Annotated in this window: 13 protein-coding genes; 11 read left to right on the forward strand and 2 right to left on the reverse strand. The window is 69.3% G+C overall.

What is annotated here, in order from left to right:
• Positions 1 to 48: 48 nt before the first annotated feature.
• Together msrP and msrQ are read left to right on the forward strand one after the other, a co-directional pair.
• The gene (msrP, locus tag ACFIMZ_RS01980) at positions 49 to 1,044 is read left to right on the forward strand and encodes a protein-methionine-sulfoxide reductase catalytic subunit MsrP (protein WP_431821157.1); all 996 of its coding nucleotides are present in this window, start codon (positions 49 to 51) and stop codon (positions 1,042 to 1,044) included.
• 21 nt (positions 1,045 to 1,065) lie between these two features.
• On the forward strand, positions 1,066 to 1,731 hold the full coding sequence (msrQ, locus tag ACFIMZ_RS01985) for a protein-methionine-sulfoxide reductase heme-binding subunit MsrQ (RefSeq protein ID WP_431821158.1): 666 nt from the start codon (positions 1,066 to 1,068) through the stop codon (positions 1,729 to 1,731).
• Between the two features lie 104 nt (positions 1,732 to 1,835).
• On the opposite strand, the gene lptM is transcribed toward msrQ, so the two are convergent.
• Positions 1,836 to 2,126, reverse strand: coding sequence for an LPS translocon maturation chaperone LptM (gene lptM / locus ACFIMZ_RS01990; RefSeq protein ID WP_431821159.1), 291 nt, complete (start codon positions 2,124 to 2,126; stop codon positions 1,836 to 1,838).
• Positions 2,127 to 2,162: 36 nt separating this feature from the next.
• On the opposite strand from lptM, the gene cyaY reads away from it, so the two are divergent.
• Positions 2,163 to 2,489 carry an iron donor protein CyaY gene (gene cyaY / locus ACFIMZ_RS01995; protein ID WP_010092926.1) on the forward strand — a complete coding sequence of 109 codons (327 nt, stop codon included), beginning with the start codon at positions 2,163 to 2,165 and terminating at the stop codon, positions 2,487 to 2,489.
• A gap of 84 nt (positions 2,490 to 2,573) precedes the next feature.
• Here cyaY and ACFIMZ_RS02000 read toward each other — a convergent pair whose 3' ends face one another.
• The gene (locus ACFIMZ_RS02000; protein WP_431821160.1) at positions 2,574 to 4,961 is read right to left on the reverse strand and encodes a penicillin-binding protein 1A; all 2,388 of its coding nucleotides are present in this window, start codon (positions 4,959 to 4,961) and stop codon (positions 2,574 to 2,576) included.
• 223 nt (positions 4,962 to 5,184) lie between these two features.
• On the opposite strand from ACFIMZ_RS02000, the gene ACFIMZ_RS02005 reads away from it, so the two are divergent.
• From ACFIMZ_RS02005 to ugpB, 8 genes are all read left to right on the forward strand, one after another.
• Positions 5,185 to 6,111 carry a competence protein ComA gene (locus ACFIMZ_RS02005; protein ID WP_431821161.1) on the forward strand — a complete coding sequence of 309 codons (927 nt, stop codon included), beginning with the start codon at positions 5,185 to 5,187 and terminating at the stop codon, positions 6,109 to 6,111.
• Positions 6,108 to 6,761, forward strand: a complete 654-nt coding sequence (locus ACFIMZ_RS02010; RefSeq protein ID WP_431821162.1) for a fimbrial protein — start codon at positions 6,108 to 6,110, stop codon at positions 6,759 to 6,761. Before ACFIMZ_RS02005 ends, ACFIMZ_RS02010 begins: the two co-directional genes overlap by 4 nt.
• Positions 6,758 to 7,627 (forward strand): pilus assembly protein, encoded by an 870-nt coding sequence (locus ACFIMZ_RS02015; protein WP_431821163.1) that lies wholly within the window; start codon positions 6,758 to 6,760, stop codon positions 7,625 to 7,627. The genes ACFIMZ_RS02010 and ACFIMZ_RS02015 overlap by 4 nt, the downstream gene beginning before the upstream one ends.
• A gap of 5 nt (positions 7,628 to 7,632) precedes the next feature.
• Complete coding sequence (locus tag ACFIMZ_RS02020) at positions 7,633 to 9,246, forward strand: type IV pilus secretin PilQ (RefSeq protein WP_431821164.1); 1,614 nt, start codon at positions 7,633 to 7,635, stop codon at positions 9,244 to 9,246.
• 41 nt (positions 9,247 to 9,287) lie between these two features.
• Positions 9,288 to 9,842: a shikimate kinase gene (locus ACFIMZ_RS02025; protein WP_431821165.1), complete on the forward strand. Its 555-nt coding sequence runs from the start codon at positions 9,288 to 9,290 to the stop codon at positions 9,840 to 9,842.
• On the forward strand, positions 9,839 to 10,918 hold the full coding sequence (gene aroB, locus ACFIMZ_RS02030; protein ID WP_431821166.1) for a 3-dehydroquinate synthase: 1,080 nt from the start codon (positions 9,839 to 9,841) through the stop codon (positions 10,916 to 10,918). Before ACFIMZ_RS02025 ends, aroB begins: the two co-directional genes overlap by 4 nt.
• Positions 10,919 to 10,959: 41 nt before the next feature.
• Positions 10,960 to 12,168 (forward strand): deoxyguanosinetriphosphate triphosphohydrolase, encoded by a 1,209-nt coding sequence (locus ACFIMZ_RS02035; protein WP_431821167.1) that lies wholly within the window; start codon positions 10,960 to 10,962, stop codon positions 12,166 to 12,168.
• Between the two features lie 91 nt (positions 12,169 to 12,259).
• The gene (ugpB, locus tag ACFIMZ_RS02040; protein ID WP_431821168.1) at positions 12,260 to 13,594 is read left to right on the forward strand and encodes a sn-glycerol-3-phosphate ABC transporter substrate-binding protein UgpB; all 1,335 of its coding nucleotides are present in this window, start codon (positions 12,260 to 12,262) and stop codon (positions 13,592 to 13,594) included.
• Positions 13,595 to 13,596: the final 2 nt, after the last annotated feature.

Genomic DNA, 13,596 nt, shown 5'->3' on the forward strand with positions numbered 1-13,596 from the left:
TCGAACGCGCATGGCGCGTGCGCATGCGCACGCAGGAGGAGCAGCACGATGTGGATCAAACGGCCTTTCCGGAGCGCGTTGAGCGGCGACGACATTCCGCGCAGCGAGATTACGCCGCGCGCGGTGTTCGACAACCGCCGGCGCATGCTGCAGGCAGCCGGCCTCGCGGCGGCCGGCGGCATGCTGGGCGGCAGCGGCGCGGCGTTGGCCGCGTACGCGTCACCCGATGCGCGTGCGGCGAAGCTGGCGGCGAAAACCAATCCGAGATTCGTCGTGGCCGACAAGGCGACGCCGTTCAAGGACGTCACGTCCTACAACAACTTCTACGAGTTCGGCACCGACAAGGGCGATCCGGCCCGCAACGCCGGCACGCTGCGCCCGCGTCCGTGGCGCGTCAGCGTCGAGGGCGACGTGCAGCATCCGAAGGTGTTCGATCTCGACGAACTGCTGAAGCTCGCGCCGCTCGAGGAGCGCGTCTACCGGCTGCGCTGCGTCGAAGGCTGGTCGATGGTGATTCCGTGGATCGGCGTGCCGCTTGCCGAGCTGATCAAGCGCGTGCAGCCGACCGGCAACGCGAAATACGTGCAGTTCGTCACGCTCGCCGATCCGTCGCAGATGCCGGGCCTGTCGACGCCGATCCTCGACTGGCCGTATTCGGAAGGCTTGCGGATGGACGAGGCGATGAATCCGCTGACGCTGCTGACGATGGGCGTCTACGGGCAGGTGCTGCCGAACCAGAACGGCGCGCCGGTGCGGGTCGTCGTGCCGTGGAAGTACGGCTTCAAGAGCGCGAAGTCGCTGGCGAAGATCCGCTTCGTCGACAAGCAGCCGCCGACCAGCTGGAACACTTACGCGCCGAACGAGTACGGCTTCTATTCGAACGTGAATCCGAACGTCGACCACCCGCGCTGGAGCCAGGCGACCGAGCGGCGCATCGGCGACGACGGCTTCTTCACGCCGAAGCGCAAGACGTTGATGTTCAACGGCTATGGCGACGTCGTCGCGTCGATGTATCAGGGCATGGATCTGAAGAAGTTCTTCTGACGCGCACCGATGAGAAACGACATGCCCGCTTCGACGCTCGCGCCGGCGCGCGCCGCCGCGTCCCGCCCGGACAAGGCCCGGGCCGCCTCGCCGCGCTGGCTCGCTCCCGCCAGGGTGCTGGCCTTCGCGGCCGGCCTGTATCCGTTCGCGCGCGTCGTGCTGTTCGGGCTGACCGACCGGCTCGGCGCGAATCCGGTCGAATTCGTCACGCGCTCGACCGGCCTGTGGACGCTCGTGATGCTGTGCATCACGCTCGGCGTCACGCCGCTGCGGCGGATGACCGGCGTTGCCGCGCTGCTGCGCTTTCGCCGGATGCTCGGCCTGTTCGCGTTCTTCTACGCGACGCTGCACTTCACGACCTATGTCTGGTTCGACAAGTGGTTCGACCTGGCCGAGATCCTGAACGACATCGGCAAGCGGCCGTTCATCACCGTCGGCTTCGCCGCATTCGTGCTGCTGATCCCGCTCGCCGCGACGTCGCCGCGGGCGATGGTGCGCCGGCTCGGTCGGCACTGGGCGACGCTGCATCGCGCGATCTACGTGATCGTGCCGTTCGGCGTGCTGCATTTCTGGTGGATGAAGGCCGGCAAGCACGATCTCGCGCAGCCGAAGCTGTACGCGGCGATCGTCGTGGCGTTGCTCGGCTGGCGCGTGGCCGCGTGGGGATGGCGGCGCGTGCGGGGCTGACGGGCAGCGAATCGCGGATGCACCAACAACAAAGGCGATGACCGCGCGGTCATCGCCTTGCTTGCCGCCGTTGCACGGTTGCGTGCGGTTGCTGTCTCGCCGCGTTACTGCGGGCTGGCCGAGCCGGATGCGGGGGCCGGTGCAACGGCGCCGGCGCCACCCGACAGCTCGGGCGACAGCGTGAGCGGCGTGCCGGACGTATCGGGCATGCTCTCGGACGACGAGGCGGTTTCGTCGGTCGGCTTGACGTCCGACGGCGGCGTGTCCTGCTGCTGTTCGACCGGTTTCGGCGGCAGCGGCGGCACGTTGGGCATATAGAGCGGACCGCTTTGACCGCAGCCTGCAAGAATTGCCAAAGCCGCTACAATCGCGCTCATCCGGAAAACGACTCGCATGATCGTCCCTGAACAATTGAACCGATAGAGTTTAGCATGTCCGATACCGAATACCTGACCCGTGCCGAGGCCGTGCTGGCGGCCGTCGAGCGCACCGTGGACGCCGCGAACGATGGCGATCACGACATCGATCTCGAGCGCAACGGCAGCGTCCTGACGCTGACGTTCGAGAACGGCTCGAAGATCATCGTCAACCTGCAGCCGCCGATGAAGGAAGTGTGGATCGCCGCGAAGGCGGGCGGTTTCCATTACCGCTACGTCGACGGCGCGTGGCGCGACACGCGCACCGGCACGGAGTTCTACGCGGCGCTCAGCGACTATGCGACGCAGCAGGCCGGGATGCCGATCACGTTCAGCGCCTGAGCGTTCGCGCGGGAGCGCGCCAAACGTCTTATCAAACAAAAAGCGGCCCGAGGGCCGCTTTTTTGCTGATGTCCGCGTGGATGGTCAGTGGCCGCGGAACAGGTTCATGATGTCCTGCTTCTCCTGTTCGTCGACGTGCGGCGCTTCCTCCTCCGCGTCCTGTGCGACCGGCGCCTGCGCCACCCCGACCGTCGACACGAAGCCGTGCCCCGGGGTGAAATCGGCGAAATACAGCTCGCTGCCGAGCGTCTCGACGCCGTCCGGCATCGTCGGCTTGAATTCGGGCACGCCCTTGAGCGCCGCGCCCATGTAGTCGATCCACACGGGCAACGAGAGGCCGCCGCCGGTTTCGCGGTCGCCGAGGCTGCGCGGGTTGTCGTAGCCGATCCAGGCGATCGCGGCGAGCTGGTGCTGGTAGCCGGCGAACCACGCGTCGTGCGAGTCGTTCGTCGTGCCGGTCTTGCCCGCGAGATCGGTGCGCTTCAGCACGTTCGACTTCGCGCCGGTGCCGCGCTGCGCGACGCTCTGCAGCAGGCTGTTCATCACGTACGCATTGCGCGCGTCGATCGCGCGCGGCGCGTTCTGCTCGGCGACGAGCGGCTGCGCGCGCGCGACGACGACGCCGTTCGGATCGGTCACCTCGGCGATCAGGTACGGATTGACGCGGAAGCCGCCGTTCGCGAACACCGAGTACGCCCCCGCCATCTGCAGCGGCGTGACGAGGCCGGCGCCCAGCGCCATCGGCAGATAGGCCGGGTGGCGGTCGGCGTCGAAGCCGAAGCGCGTGATGTATTGCTGCGCGTACTTCGTGCCGATGTGGTTGAGGATCCGGATCGACACGAGGTTGCGCGAGCGCTGCAGCGCGGTGCGCATCGACATCGGGCCGTCGAAGCCGCCGCCGTAGTTCTTCGGCTCCCACGGCTGGCCGCCTGTTTCCGCGGCGCTGAAGTACAGCGGGCCGTCGTTGATGATCGTCGCCGGCCCGAGCCCCTTGTCGAGCGACGCCGAGTAGATGAACGGCTTGAACGACGAGCCCGGCTGCCGCCACGCCTGCGTGACGTGGTTGAACTTGTTCTTGTTGTAGTCGAAGCCGCCGACCAGCGAGCGGATCGCGCCGTCCTGCGGGACGATCGAGATGAACGCGCCTTCGATCTGCGGCAGTTGCGTGATCGTCCACGCGCCGGCGTCGCTCTTCACGACGCGGACGATCGCGCCCGGACGAATGCGCCGGTTCGGCTGGGCATTGGCCGACAGCGCGCCCGCCGCGAAGCGCAGGTTGTCGCCTTCGATCGTCGCGTTGCTGCCGTCGATGAACGCGACGGTGATCTGGCGCGGGCCGGCGGCGGTTACGACCGCCGCGATCAGCTCGCCGTTGTCAGGATGCTCGAGCAGCGCGTCGTCGATCGCCTGCTCGCGGTCGTCGGCGCCGGCCGGCAGCTCGATGAAACCCTCCGGCCCGCGATAGCCGTGGCGCCGCTCGTAATCCATGATCCCCTTGCGCAGCGCGCCGTAGGCGACCTGCTGATCGGCGGAATCGACCGTCGTGACGACGTTGAAGCCGCGCGTGTACGTCTCTTCGCGATACTGCGCGTACATCATCTGCCGCACCATTTCGGCGACGTACTCGGCGTGCACGCTGAATTCGCGGCCGGCGCCCTTGACGACGAGCGGCTGCGCGATCGCCTCGTCGTACTGCCCGCGCGAGATGAAGTTCAGCTCGAGCATCCGCTGCAGGATGTACTCCTGGCGCACCTTCGCGCGCTTCGGATTGACGACCGGGTTGTATGCGGACGGCGCCTTCGGCAGGCCCGCCAGCATCGCGGCTTCCGCCAGCGTGATGTCCTTCAGGTCCTTGCCGAAATAGACGTGCGCGGCGCTCGCGAAACCGTATGCGCGCTGGCCGAGATAGATCTGATTCATGTAGACCTCGAGAATCTGATCCTTCGTCAGCGCGCGCTCGATCCGGTATGCGAGCAGCATTTCGTAGATCTTGCGCGTGTAGGTCTTCTCGCTCGACAGGAAGAAGTTGCGCGCGACCTGCATCGTGATCGTGCTCGCGCCCTGCGATGCGTGGCCGTTGGTCAGCGCGACAAAGCCGGCGCGGATGATCCCGGTGAGGTCGACGCCGCCGTGGTCGTAGAAGCGCGCGTCCTCGATCGCGAGGATCGCCTTTTTCAACGAGTCGGGGACGTCCCTGAAGTGGACGATGTCGCGGCGTTCCTCGCCGAATTCGCCGATCAGCACGTGATCGGACGTATAGATGCGCAGCGGAACCTTCGGACGATAGTCCGTCAGCGCGTCGAGCGACGGCATGTTCGGCGACGCGACGACGAGCGCATAGCCGAGCACGAGCGCGCCGCACAGGACGAGCGCCACGCACACCGTCACGAGGCCGATCAGGATTTTCAGCCACCAGGGGCGTTTCTTCGGCTCCGGGGCGGGGGGCGGGGACGTAGGGGACGTGGATTGCATAGGCATACCGGAAAACAGTCCCGCGATTATAGCTGGCTGGTATGACCGGCCCTGACGGGCGAGCACCCGTGCGCGGCCGCAGGCTGCCGCCCTTCCAGCATAGCGCGCCGGCGCACGCGGTTCGCGGCGTTGGCCGTTTGGCCGACTGCCGGCCGCGCATGCCGCTCGCCAGAATGCGAACCTGGGACTGCGGCAGGGGCCGCGGCGATCGCGGGAGGCTGGAATGGGCGGACGATGGAGGGTGCGATTCGCGATGGGCAGGCGCACGGCGACAGGGATCGACGTCGCTGCGGGCGACGTGAGGGTGGCGGTGCTGAGCCGGCGCAGGCGCGGCGCGGACGTACGCGTCGAAGGGCTCGAGACGGAGCCGCACGGGCTGTCCGACGGGGCCGACGAGGTTCGCTGGGCGGCAGTCGGGCGCGCGCTGTCCGCAGCCGTGTCGCGCCTGGCGGCGCGCGGGGTGCGGTGCGACGCGCGCGGCGTGATGGCGCTGCGGGACGACGAGATGCGCACGGCGACGCTCGACCTGGCCGGGCGCGACGACATCCCCGACGCTGCGCGCCAGGCCGCGGAACGCATCTCCGGGCTGGCGCCGGACGGTCTCGCGTTCGACTGGCGGCACGACAGCGGCGCGCGGCCCGGCGAGATCGCGATCGCCGCCGCGCCGCAGGCCGCGCTGCAGCGGCGGGTCGACGCGGCCGCCGTGGCCGGCGTCGATCTGACGGCGGTCGACGGCGAGTCGATCGCGGCGTTGCGGGCGTTGCGTTTTGCCGCGCTGCGCGAATCGGACGCGCACGAGCCCTGTTTCGCGCTCTGGTTCGGCGACGCGGGCGTGCGCGGCTGGTGGCTGGAAGGCGGGGCGGCCGTGTCGCAGCTCGCGTTTCCGGATCGCACGCATGCCGCACTGCCCGACGCGTTGCGCGCGCTGGCGCGCCGGCCGGCCCGCTGTGCGCTCGTCGCCGGCGACGAGGGCTGTCTCGCACGGTTCGGCACGTCCGTCGCCGAGATCGGCGATCTGCTCGGCGCGAGCGCGATGCCGTTCGAGTGCGCGCGTTGGGGCGGCGAAGCGTCCGCGGCGCAGGCCGGTTCCGTTGGCGGGCCGGCATTCGCGGTTGCCTTCGGGCTCGCGTTGCGCGGAGTGTGGGAATGAACGCGCCGACCGGGTGTCCGGGGGCGTCGCGGAAGCCGGCGGCCGCACTCGCGTGGCTCGATCTCGACGGATTCAACCTGCTGCCATACCGCGACCGCCTCGTACGGGCCATGCGTCGGCGCCGGGCCGCGCAATGCGGTGCAGCGATCCTGCTTGGCATCCTGGGCGTCGGCGCGTGGACGGGTGGGGCGGCGTGGCTGCGCATGCGAACCGACGCCGAACGCGCTGTCGTCGAGGCGCGGCTGTCGAGGCAACAGCCCCAGGTGGACGCGGCGGCGCGCGCTGCGCGGATGGCCGCCGCCGCCGCGCAGCGCGACGCGCAGGCCGCGGAACTGGCGGAGCCTTATCGGCAGGCCACCGAGCTGCTCGCGTTGGCGGCGCGGGTTCGCGACGACGGCATCCGGCTGGAAGCGTTGCGCACGACGGCGTCCGGCGCGGTGCTCGACGCGCGGGCCGCGAGTTATCGGGCGGCGGCGCGTTGGCTCGACCGCATCGCGCGCGAGCAGCACGGGTGGCGCGTCGACGTCGACGCGCTGAAGCCGGCCCCGGCGGAGCCGGCGGGGGCGACGCGGATGCCGTTCCGGTTCTCGGTGCAATTGCGCTGGCACGACGGATCGCTACGCGACGCCAGGCAGGGGGAGCGGACATGACGGCGCTTGCGTATCGACTCGGGATCGGCGGCGGGAGAAGCGGCGCGGCGCGGCGTGCGTTGCCGGTTGCATCGCATGTCGCAGGCTGCGTGCTCGCGTTCGGCGCGGTGCTGGCGGGCGGCGTCCACCTCTCGGAAGCGGCGGACTGGAGCGGCCTTGCCCGCAGCCGCGCGTCGCTGGATGCCGCCGGAACGCGCGCCGCCGCGGCCGAGCGCGCGCTGGCGCAGGCCGCGACGCTTCGCGCGGCGCCCGTCAAGACGGACGACGGCCACGGCGAGCCGGCGGCGCCTGGCTGGCCGGCGCTGATGCTCGAACTGGCCGAGCTCGCCGCGTCGAGCGGGCTGCGGGTCGTCTCGTTCGAGCCGCAGGCCGAGCCAGGCGCCCGGCAGGACGTGCGGCGCACGGTGCGCATCGTCGCGGAGGGCGGCTTTCCGGCGCTGCGGCGGATGGTCGGCGCTCTGGCGACGTTGCCGGTGCTGGTCGTGCCGACGGCGATAAACGCCGAGCGCGACGGGCGGGCAGCGCGCGTCGGGCTGTCGCTCGACGTATTTCCCGCGATGCCGGGCGGCCGCGCGGCATACGGCGACCGGCCGAGCGCCGCGGTTTCGCAGGACGAGGATCCGTTCGGTATCGGGGGCGAGTCGGGAACGGGCGACGCATTGCCGTCCCGCCTCGCCGGCGTGATGCGGGACGCGCGCGCCGGCCTCGCCCTGTTCGACGACGGCGCCGGGGCCATTACCGCCGCGGCGGCCGGCGAGGCGGTCGGGGCGATACGCGTGATGCGGGTCGACGCGGACGCGGTGACGCTGGCGACGACGAACGGGCCGCGCAGGATGGAGCTCGACGACGAGGGCGCGCAATGGTGAGAAGCATGTTGCGCGCGACAGTCGTCTGGATCGGGTTATACGCTGGCGCGGCGTCGGGCGCGTTGCCGCCGCTGCCGCGCGTGTGGCCGGCCGCGGCGTGGCACGCCGACGCGCCGGACGTGCCGCTGCCGCAAGGCGCCGTCGACAGCGTCGGGCACGCGCCGCCGACGGCCGAGATGCCGCCGCAACCGGAGCCGGCGCCGCGCGCCGCGCCCGCGGCGATCGCAGTAACGGCGCCTGCCCTGGAAGGCCCGCCGATCCCGTTGCCGCCGCCGATCCGCATGAGCGACGCCGCGCGCCGGCCCGCCGATGCGGACGACGACCGGCGGATGTCGCTGAACCTGCACGGCGTCAGCCTGGCCGCCGCGTTCGACGCGTTCGCCCGGTTCACGGGGCTCAACATCATCGTCAGCGAGCAGGTGCGCGGCACGGTATCGCTACGTCTGAACCATGTCCGCTGGCGAAATGCGTTCGACACGCTGCTCGATACGCACGGGCTCGCGATGTCCCGGCGCGACAACGTGATCTGGATCACGCCCGCGGCGGAGCTGGCCGCGCGCGAGCGCGAACGCTTCGAGGCGCACGCGCGGGCGGCGGATCTCGAGCCGCTCGCCAGCCGCACCTTCTTGCTCCACTATCCGCGCGCGCAGGACGTGCAGCGGCTCCTGACCGGCGCGGCGGGGCAGCGCCTGCTGTCGAAGCGCGGGGCGGCGGCGGCCGATTCGCGCACGAACCAGCTGTTCGTCACCGATCTCGCGCCGCGCATCACGCAGATTGCGGGCCTGATCGACGCGATCGACCGGCCGTCGAGGCAGGTCCGGATCGAGGCGCGCATCGTCGAGGGCGAGCAGGGCTTTTCGCGCAATCTCGGCGCCCGCCTCGCGTTGCGCGCCCAGGAGCGGGCGGCGGCAGCCGACGGCGCCGCCTTCGCCGCGGGGACGCGCAACGCGCTCGACCTGGCCGCGCGGCCACTCGGCGGCTTCGAAGCGGCCACGGCAGGCTTCACGCTGTTCGCCGCGCCCTTGAGCCGCGTGCTCGACGTCGAACTGAGCGCGCTCGAGGCGCAAGGTCGGGGACAGATCGTGTCGAGCCCGCGCGTCGTGACGGCCGATCGCGCGAAGGCCATCGTCGAACAGGGCGCGGAGCTGCCTTACCAGGCGAAGGTCGGCAACGGCGTGAGCGGCGTGCAGTTCCGCCGGGCGACGCTGAAGCTGGAGGTCGAACCCCAGATCACGCCGGACGGGCGCGTCGTGCTCGACCTCGACGTCACGAAGGACAGCGTCGGCGAGCCGACGGCGGCCGGCCCGGCGATCCATACCAAGCACGTGCAGACCCGCGTCGAGGTGGAGGACGGCGGGACGGTCGCGATTGGCGGGATTTACGAGCAGTTGCGCCGGGACGATGTGACGCGGGTGCCGCTCTTGGGCAAAATACCGATTCTGGGTGCGCTGTTTCGGCATCGCGCGCAGCGCGACCAGCGCAGCGAGCTGGTCGTCTTCATCACCCCGACGGTGGTCGGCGCGCGTTGCGACGCGGCTGGCGGCGGCGAGCCGGCGGCCGGCGAAACCGGCCCGGACGCCGCCGGCCCAGGCTCGACAAGGCAGCCGCTTTGCCAGTAAGCTGCGCCACACACCAGCAAGATTGAAGCAAAGGAAAGCCGTTGCAAGCGCGGGATCCACACCCAAACGTATTTTTCGTCGGCCTCATGGGAGCGGGTAAGACCACCGTGGGCCGCGCGGTCGCGCGCCGGCTCGACAGGGCGTTCTTCGACTCCGACCACGAGATCGAGGCGCGGACGGGCGCACGCATTCCGGTGATCTTCGAGATGGAAGGCGAAGCCGGGTTTCGCGACCGCGAAGCGCAGATGATCGCCGAGCTCGCGCAGCGCGAGAACATCGTGCTCGCAACGGGCGGCGGCGCGATCCTGCGCCCCGAAAATCGCGAATGCCTCAAATCCCACGGCATCGTTGTCTATCTGCGCGCCAATCCGCACGATCTGTGGCTGCGCACGCGCAAGGACAAGAACCGGCCGCTGCTGCAGACCGACGATCCGAAGGCGCGTCTCGAAGCGCTCTACGAAGTGCGCGATCCGCTGTATCGAGAATGCGCGGATTTCGTCATCGAAACCGGCCGCCCGTCGGTCAACGGCCTCGTCAACATGGTGCTGATGCAACTCGAAATGGCGGGCGTCGTCGCCAAGCCTATACAAGCATGATTACTGTCAACGTCGATCTGGGCGACCGCGCCTATCCGATTCATATTGGCGCCGGCCTGATCGGCCGCACCGAACTGTTCGCGCCCCACATCAAGGGCTCGTCCGTCACGATCGTCACGAACACGACGGTCGATCCGCTCTACGGCGATGCGCTGCGCGCCGCGCTCGCGCCGCTCGGCAAGCGCGTGTCGACGGTCGTGCTGCCGGACGGCGAGGCGTACAAGAACTGGGAAACGCTGAACCTGATCTTCGACGGCCTGCTGACCGAACGTGCGGACCGCAAGACCACGCTCGTCGCGCTCGGCGGCGGCGTGATCGGCGACATGACGGGCTTCGCGGCCGCGTGCTACATGCGCGGCGTGCCGTTCATCCAGGTGCCGACGACGCTGCTGTCGCAGGTCGACTCGTCGGTCGGCGGCAAGACCGGCATCAATCACCCGCTCGGCAAGAACATGATCGGCGCGTTCTACCAGCCGCAGGCGGTGATCGCGGACATCGGCGCGCTGACGACGCTGCCCGGCCGCGAACTGGCGGCGGGCATCGCCGAAATCATCAAGACCGGCGCGATCGCCGACGCCGCGTTCTTCGACTGGATCGAAGCGAACGTCGACGCATTGAACCGTCGCGAGCCCGGCGCGCTTGCCGAAGCCGTCAAGCGCTCGTGCGAGATCAAGGCGAGCGTGGTCGCGGCCGACGAACGAGAAGGCGGCCTGCGCGCGATCCTCAACTTCGGCCACACGTTCGGCCACGCGATCGAGGCCGGGCTCGGCTACGGCGAGTGGCTGCACGGCGAGGCGGTCGGCTGCGGGATGGTGATGGCGGGCGACCTGTCGGTGCGGCTCGGCCTGCTGGACGAAGCGTCGCGGCAGCGCCTCGACGCGGTGATCGCGGCCGCGCACCTGCCGACCCGCGCGCCGGCGCTCGGCGACGCGCGCTACATGGACCTGATGCGCGTCGACAAGAAGGCGGAAGCCGGCGCGATCAAGTTCATCCTGCTGAAGCGCTTCGGCGATACGCTGATCACGCCGGCGCCCGACGAAGCGGTGTTCGCTACACTGGCGGCGGCGACCCGGTAACTGCGGCCCGGATGCCCCGGCGCCCCTGACATGGAGGAGACGTGAGCGAGACATCCAGCAGCAAACTGCCCCAGGCCAGCCATGCATCTGCCGCGCCGGTGGCCGAGCCGCCGACGCTGGCGGCGCTGGAAGCCCATCTCGCTCCGTATGCCGCGCACGCGTCGTGCTCGCGCGGCCGGCGCCATCCCGAGCCGCCGCCGGCAGCCCGCACCGAATTCCAGCGCGACCGCGACCGCATCGTCCACTCGACCGCATTCCGCCGGCTCGAATACAAGACCCAGGTCTTCGTCAATCACGAAGGCGACCTGTTCCGCACCCGCCTCACGCACAGCCTCGAAGTCGCGCAGATCGCGCGTTCGGTCGCGCGCAACCTGCGGCTGAACGAGGATCTCGTCGAGGCGATCTCGCTCGCGCACGACCTCGGCCATACGCCGTTCGGCCATGCGGGGCAGGACGCGCTCAACGCGTGCATGCGCGAGCACGGCGGCTTCGAGCACAACCTGCAGAGCCTCGCCGTCGTCGACGAGCTCGAGGAGCACTACGGCGCGTTCAACGGCCTGAATCTCTGCTTCGAGACGCGCGAGGGCATCCTCAAGCACTGCTCGCGCGAGAACGCGCGCAAGCTCGGCGCACTCGGCGAGCGGTTCCTTCAGGGGCGCCAGCCGTCGCTCGAGGCGCAGCTCGCGAACATCGCCGACGAGATCGCCTACAACAACCACGACGTCGACGACGGCCTGCGCTCCGGGCTCGTCACGATCGAGCAGCTCGCGGAAGTCGAGCTCTGGCAGCGCCACTACGACGAGGCGCTCGCCGAATTCCCGCATCTCGAAGGCCGGCGTCTCGTGCACGAGACGGTGCGCCGCATCATCAATACGCTGATCGTCGACCTGATCGACGAAACCACGCGCAATCTCGCGCGCATCGCACCGGCGTCGCTCGACGACGTGCGCGCGGCGCCGCCGATCGTCGCGCACAGCGAAGCGGTCGCCGCGCAGGCGGCGGCGCTCAAGCGCTTCCTGTTCAAGAACCTGTACCGCCATTACCAGGTCATGCGGATGGCGAACAAGGCGCAGCGCGTCGTCACCGGCCTGTTCGACGCGTTCTGCGACGATCCGCGCCTGCTGCCGCCGCCGTACCAGTCGGACGATCCGGCGAAGCAGCCGCGCCTCGTCGCCCACTACATCGCCGGCATGACCGATCGATTCGCGCTGAAGGAATATCAGCGGCTGTTCGTCGTCAGCGACAACTGACTGTCACAATCGATCACTAGACTTCGCCGGTTCGCTGGCAACGGGAAAGCCGTACAAGCGGTTGGTATCGTTTTCATAGGAGAAGAGGTCGATGAAGAACAAGCCCGTAGGGACGCTGGTTCGCTCGCTCGCGCTCGGGGGCGCGCTGTTGGTCGGCGCGCAGCACGCAGCATTCGCGGCGACGGAAATCCAGTTCTGGCATGCGATGGAAGCCGCGCTCGGCGAGCGGGTCAACGACATCGCCGCGCAGTTCAACGCGTCGCAAAGCGACTACAAGATCGTGCCGGTCTTCAAGGGGACCTACGACCAGGCGCTCGCGGCGGGCATCGCCGCGTATCGCAGCGGCAACGCGCCGGCGATCCTCCAGGTCTACGAAGTCGGCACCGCGACGATGATGCAGGCGAAGAAGGCGGTGGTGCCCGTCTACGACGTGTTCAAGCAGGCCGGCGTGCCGCTCGACGAAAAGGCGTTCGTGCCGACCATCGCGAGCTACTACAGCGACGCGAAGACGGGCCATCTGGTGGCGATGCCGTTCAACAGCTCGACGCCGGTGCTGTACTACAACAAGGACGCGTTCAAGAAGGCCGGGCTCGATCCGAACCAGCCGCCGAAGACCTGGGACGAAGTGAAGGCCGATGCGGAAAAGCTGCGCAAGACAGGCATGGCGTGCGGCTTCACGACCGGCTGGCAGGGCTGGATCCAGCTCGAGAACTACAGCGTGTGGCATGGCCTGCCGTTCGCGAGCCGCAACAACGGCTTCGACGGCACCGACGCGGTGCTCGAGTTCAACAAGCCGCAGCAGGTCGCGCACGTCCAGTTCCTGCAGCAGATGGCGAAGGACGGCACGTTTACGTACGCGGGTCGCAAGGACGAGGCGTCGTCGAAGTTCTACAGCGGCGACTGCGGGATCATGACGACGTCGTCGGGCGCGCTCGCGACGCTGCACAAGTTCGCGAAGTTCGATTTCGGCACCGGCATGATGCCGTACGACGCGAATGTGAAGGGTGCGCCGCAGAACGCGATCATCGGCGGCGCGAGCCTGTGGGTGCTGGCGGGCAAGGACCCGGCGACCTACAAGGGTGTCGCGAAATTCCTCGCGTACCTGAGCTCGCCGGCCGTCGCCGCGAAGTGGCACCAGGACACGGGTTACCTGCCGGTCACGACGGCCGCGTACGACCTGACGCGCCAGCAGGGCTTCTACGCGAAGAACCCGAGCGCGGAAACCGCGATCAAGCAGATGATGAACAAGCCGCCGCTGCCGTACACGAAGGGGCTGCGGCTCGGCAACATGCCGCAGATCCGCACGGTGGTCGACGAGGAGTTCGAGCAGGTCTGGGCGCAGAAGAAGGCGCCGAAGGATGCGCTCGATTCCGCGGCCACGCGCGGCAACGAGCTGCTGCGCCGTTTCGAGAAGTCGGGCAGCTGAGC

Source organism: Burkholderia sp. F1 (genome assembly GCF_050813845.1).
Lineage (GTDB): Bacteria > Pseudomonadota > Gammaproteobacteria > Burkholderiales > Burkholderiaceae > Burkholderia > Burkholderia ubonensis.

What these genes read in the sequence shown, in the direction of transcription:
- cyaY (WP_010092926.1), top strand. Translation starts at nt 2,163, where the DNA reads ATGTCCGATACCGAATACCTGACCCGTGCCGAGGCCGTGCTGGCGGCC.
- ACFIMZ_RS02010 (WP_431821162.1), top strand. Translation starts at nt 6,108, where the DNA reads ATGAACGCGCCGACCGGGTGTCCGGGGGCGTCGCGGAAGCCGGCGGCC.
- ACFIMZ_RS02020 (WP_431821164.1), top strand. Translation starts at nt 7,633, where the DNA reads ATGTTGCGCGCGACAGTCGTCTGGATCGGGTTATACGCTGGCGCGGCG.
- msrP (WP_431821157.1), top strand. Translation starts at nt 49, where the DNA reads ATGTGGATCAAACGGCCTTTCCGGAGCGCGTTGAGCGGCGACGACATT.
- ACFIMZ_RS02000 (WP_431821160.1), bottom strand. Translation starts at nt 4,961, where the DNA reads ATGCAATCCACGTCCCCTACGTCCCCGCCCCCCGCCCCGGAGCCGAAG.
- ugpB (WP_431821168.1), top strand. Translation starts at nt 12,260, where the DNA reads ATGAAGAACAAGCCCGTAGGGACGCTGGTTCGCTCGCTCGCGCTCGGG.
- ACFIMZ_RS02005 (WP_431821161.1), top strand. Translation starts at nt 5,185, where the DNA reads ATGGGCGGACGATGGAGGGTGCGATTCGCGATGGGCAGGCGCACGGCG.
- aroB (WP_431821166.1), top strand. Translation starts at nt 9,839, where the DNA reads ATGATTACTGTCAACGTCGATCTGGGCGACCGCGCCTATCCGATTCAT.
- ACFIMZ_RS02015 (WP_431821163.1), top strand. Translation starts at nt 6,758, where the DNA reads ATGACGGCGCTTGCGTATCGACTCGGGATCGGCGGCGGGAGAAGCGGC.
- lptM (WP_431821159.1), bottom strand. Translation starts at nt 2,126, where the DNA reads ATGCGAGTCGTTTTCCGGATGAGCGCGATTGTAGCGGCTTTGGCAATT.
- msrQ (WP_431821158.1), top strand. Translation starts at nt 1,066, where the DNA reads ATGCCCGCTTCGACGCTCGCGCCGGCGCGCGCCGCCGCGTCCCGCCCG.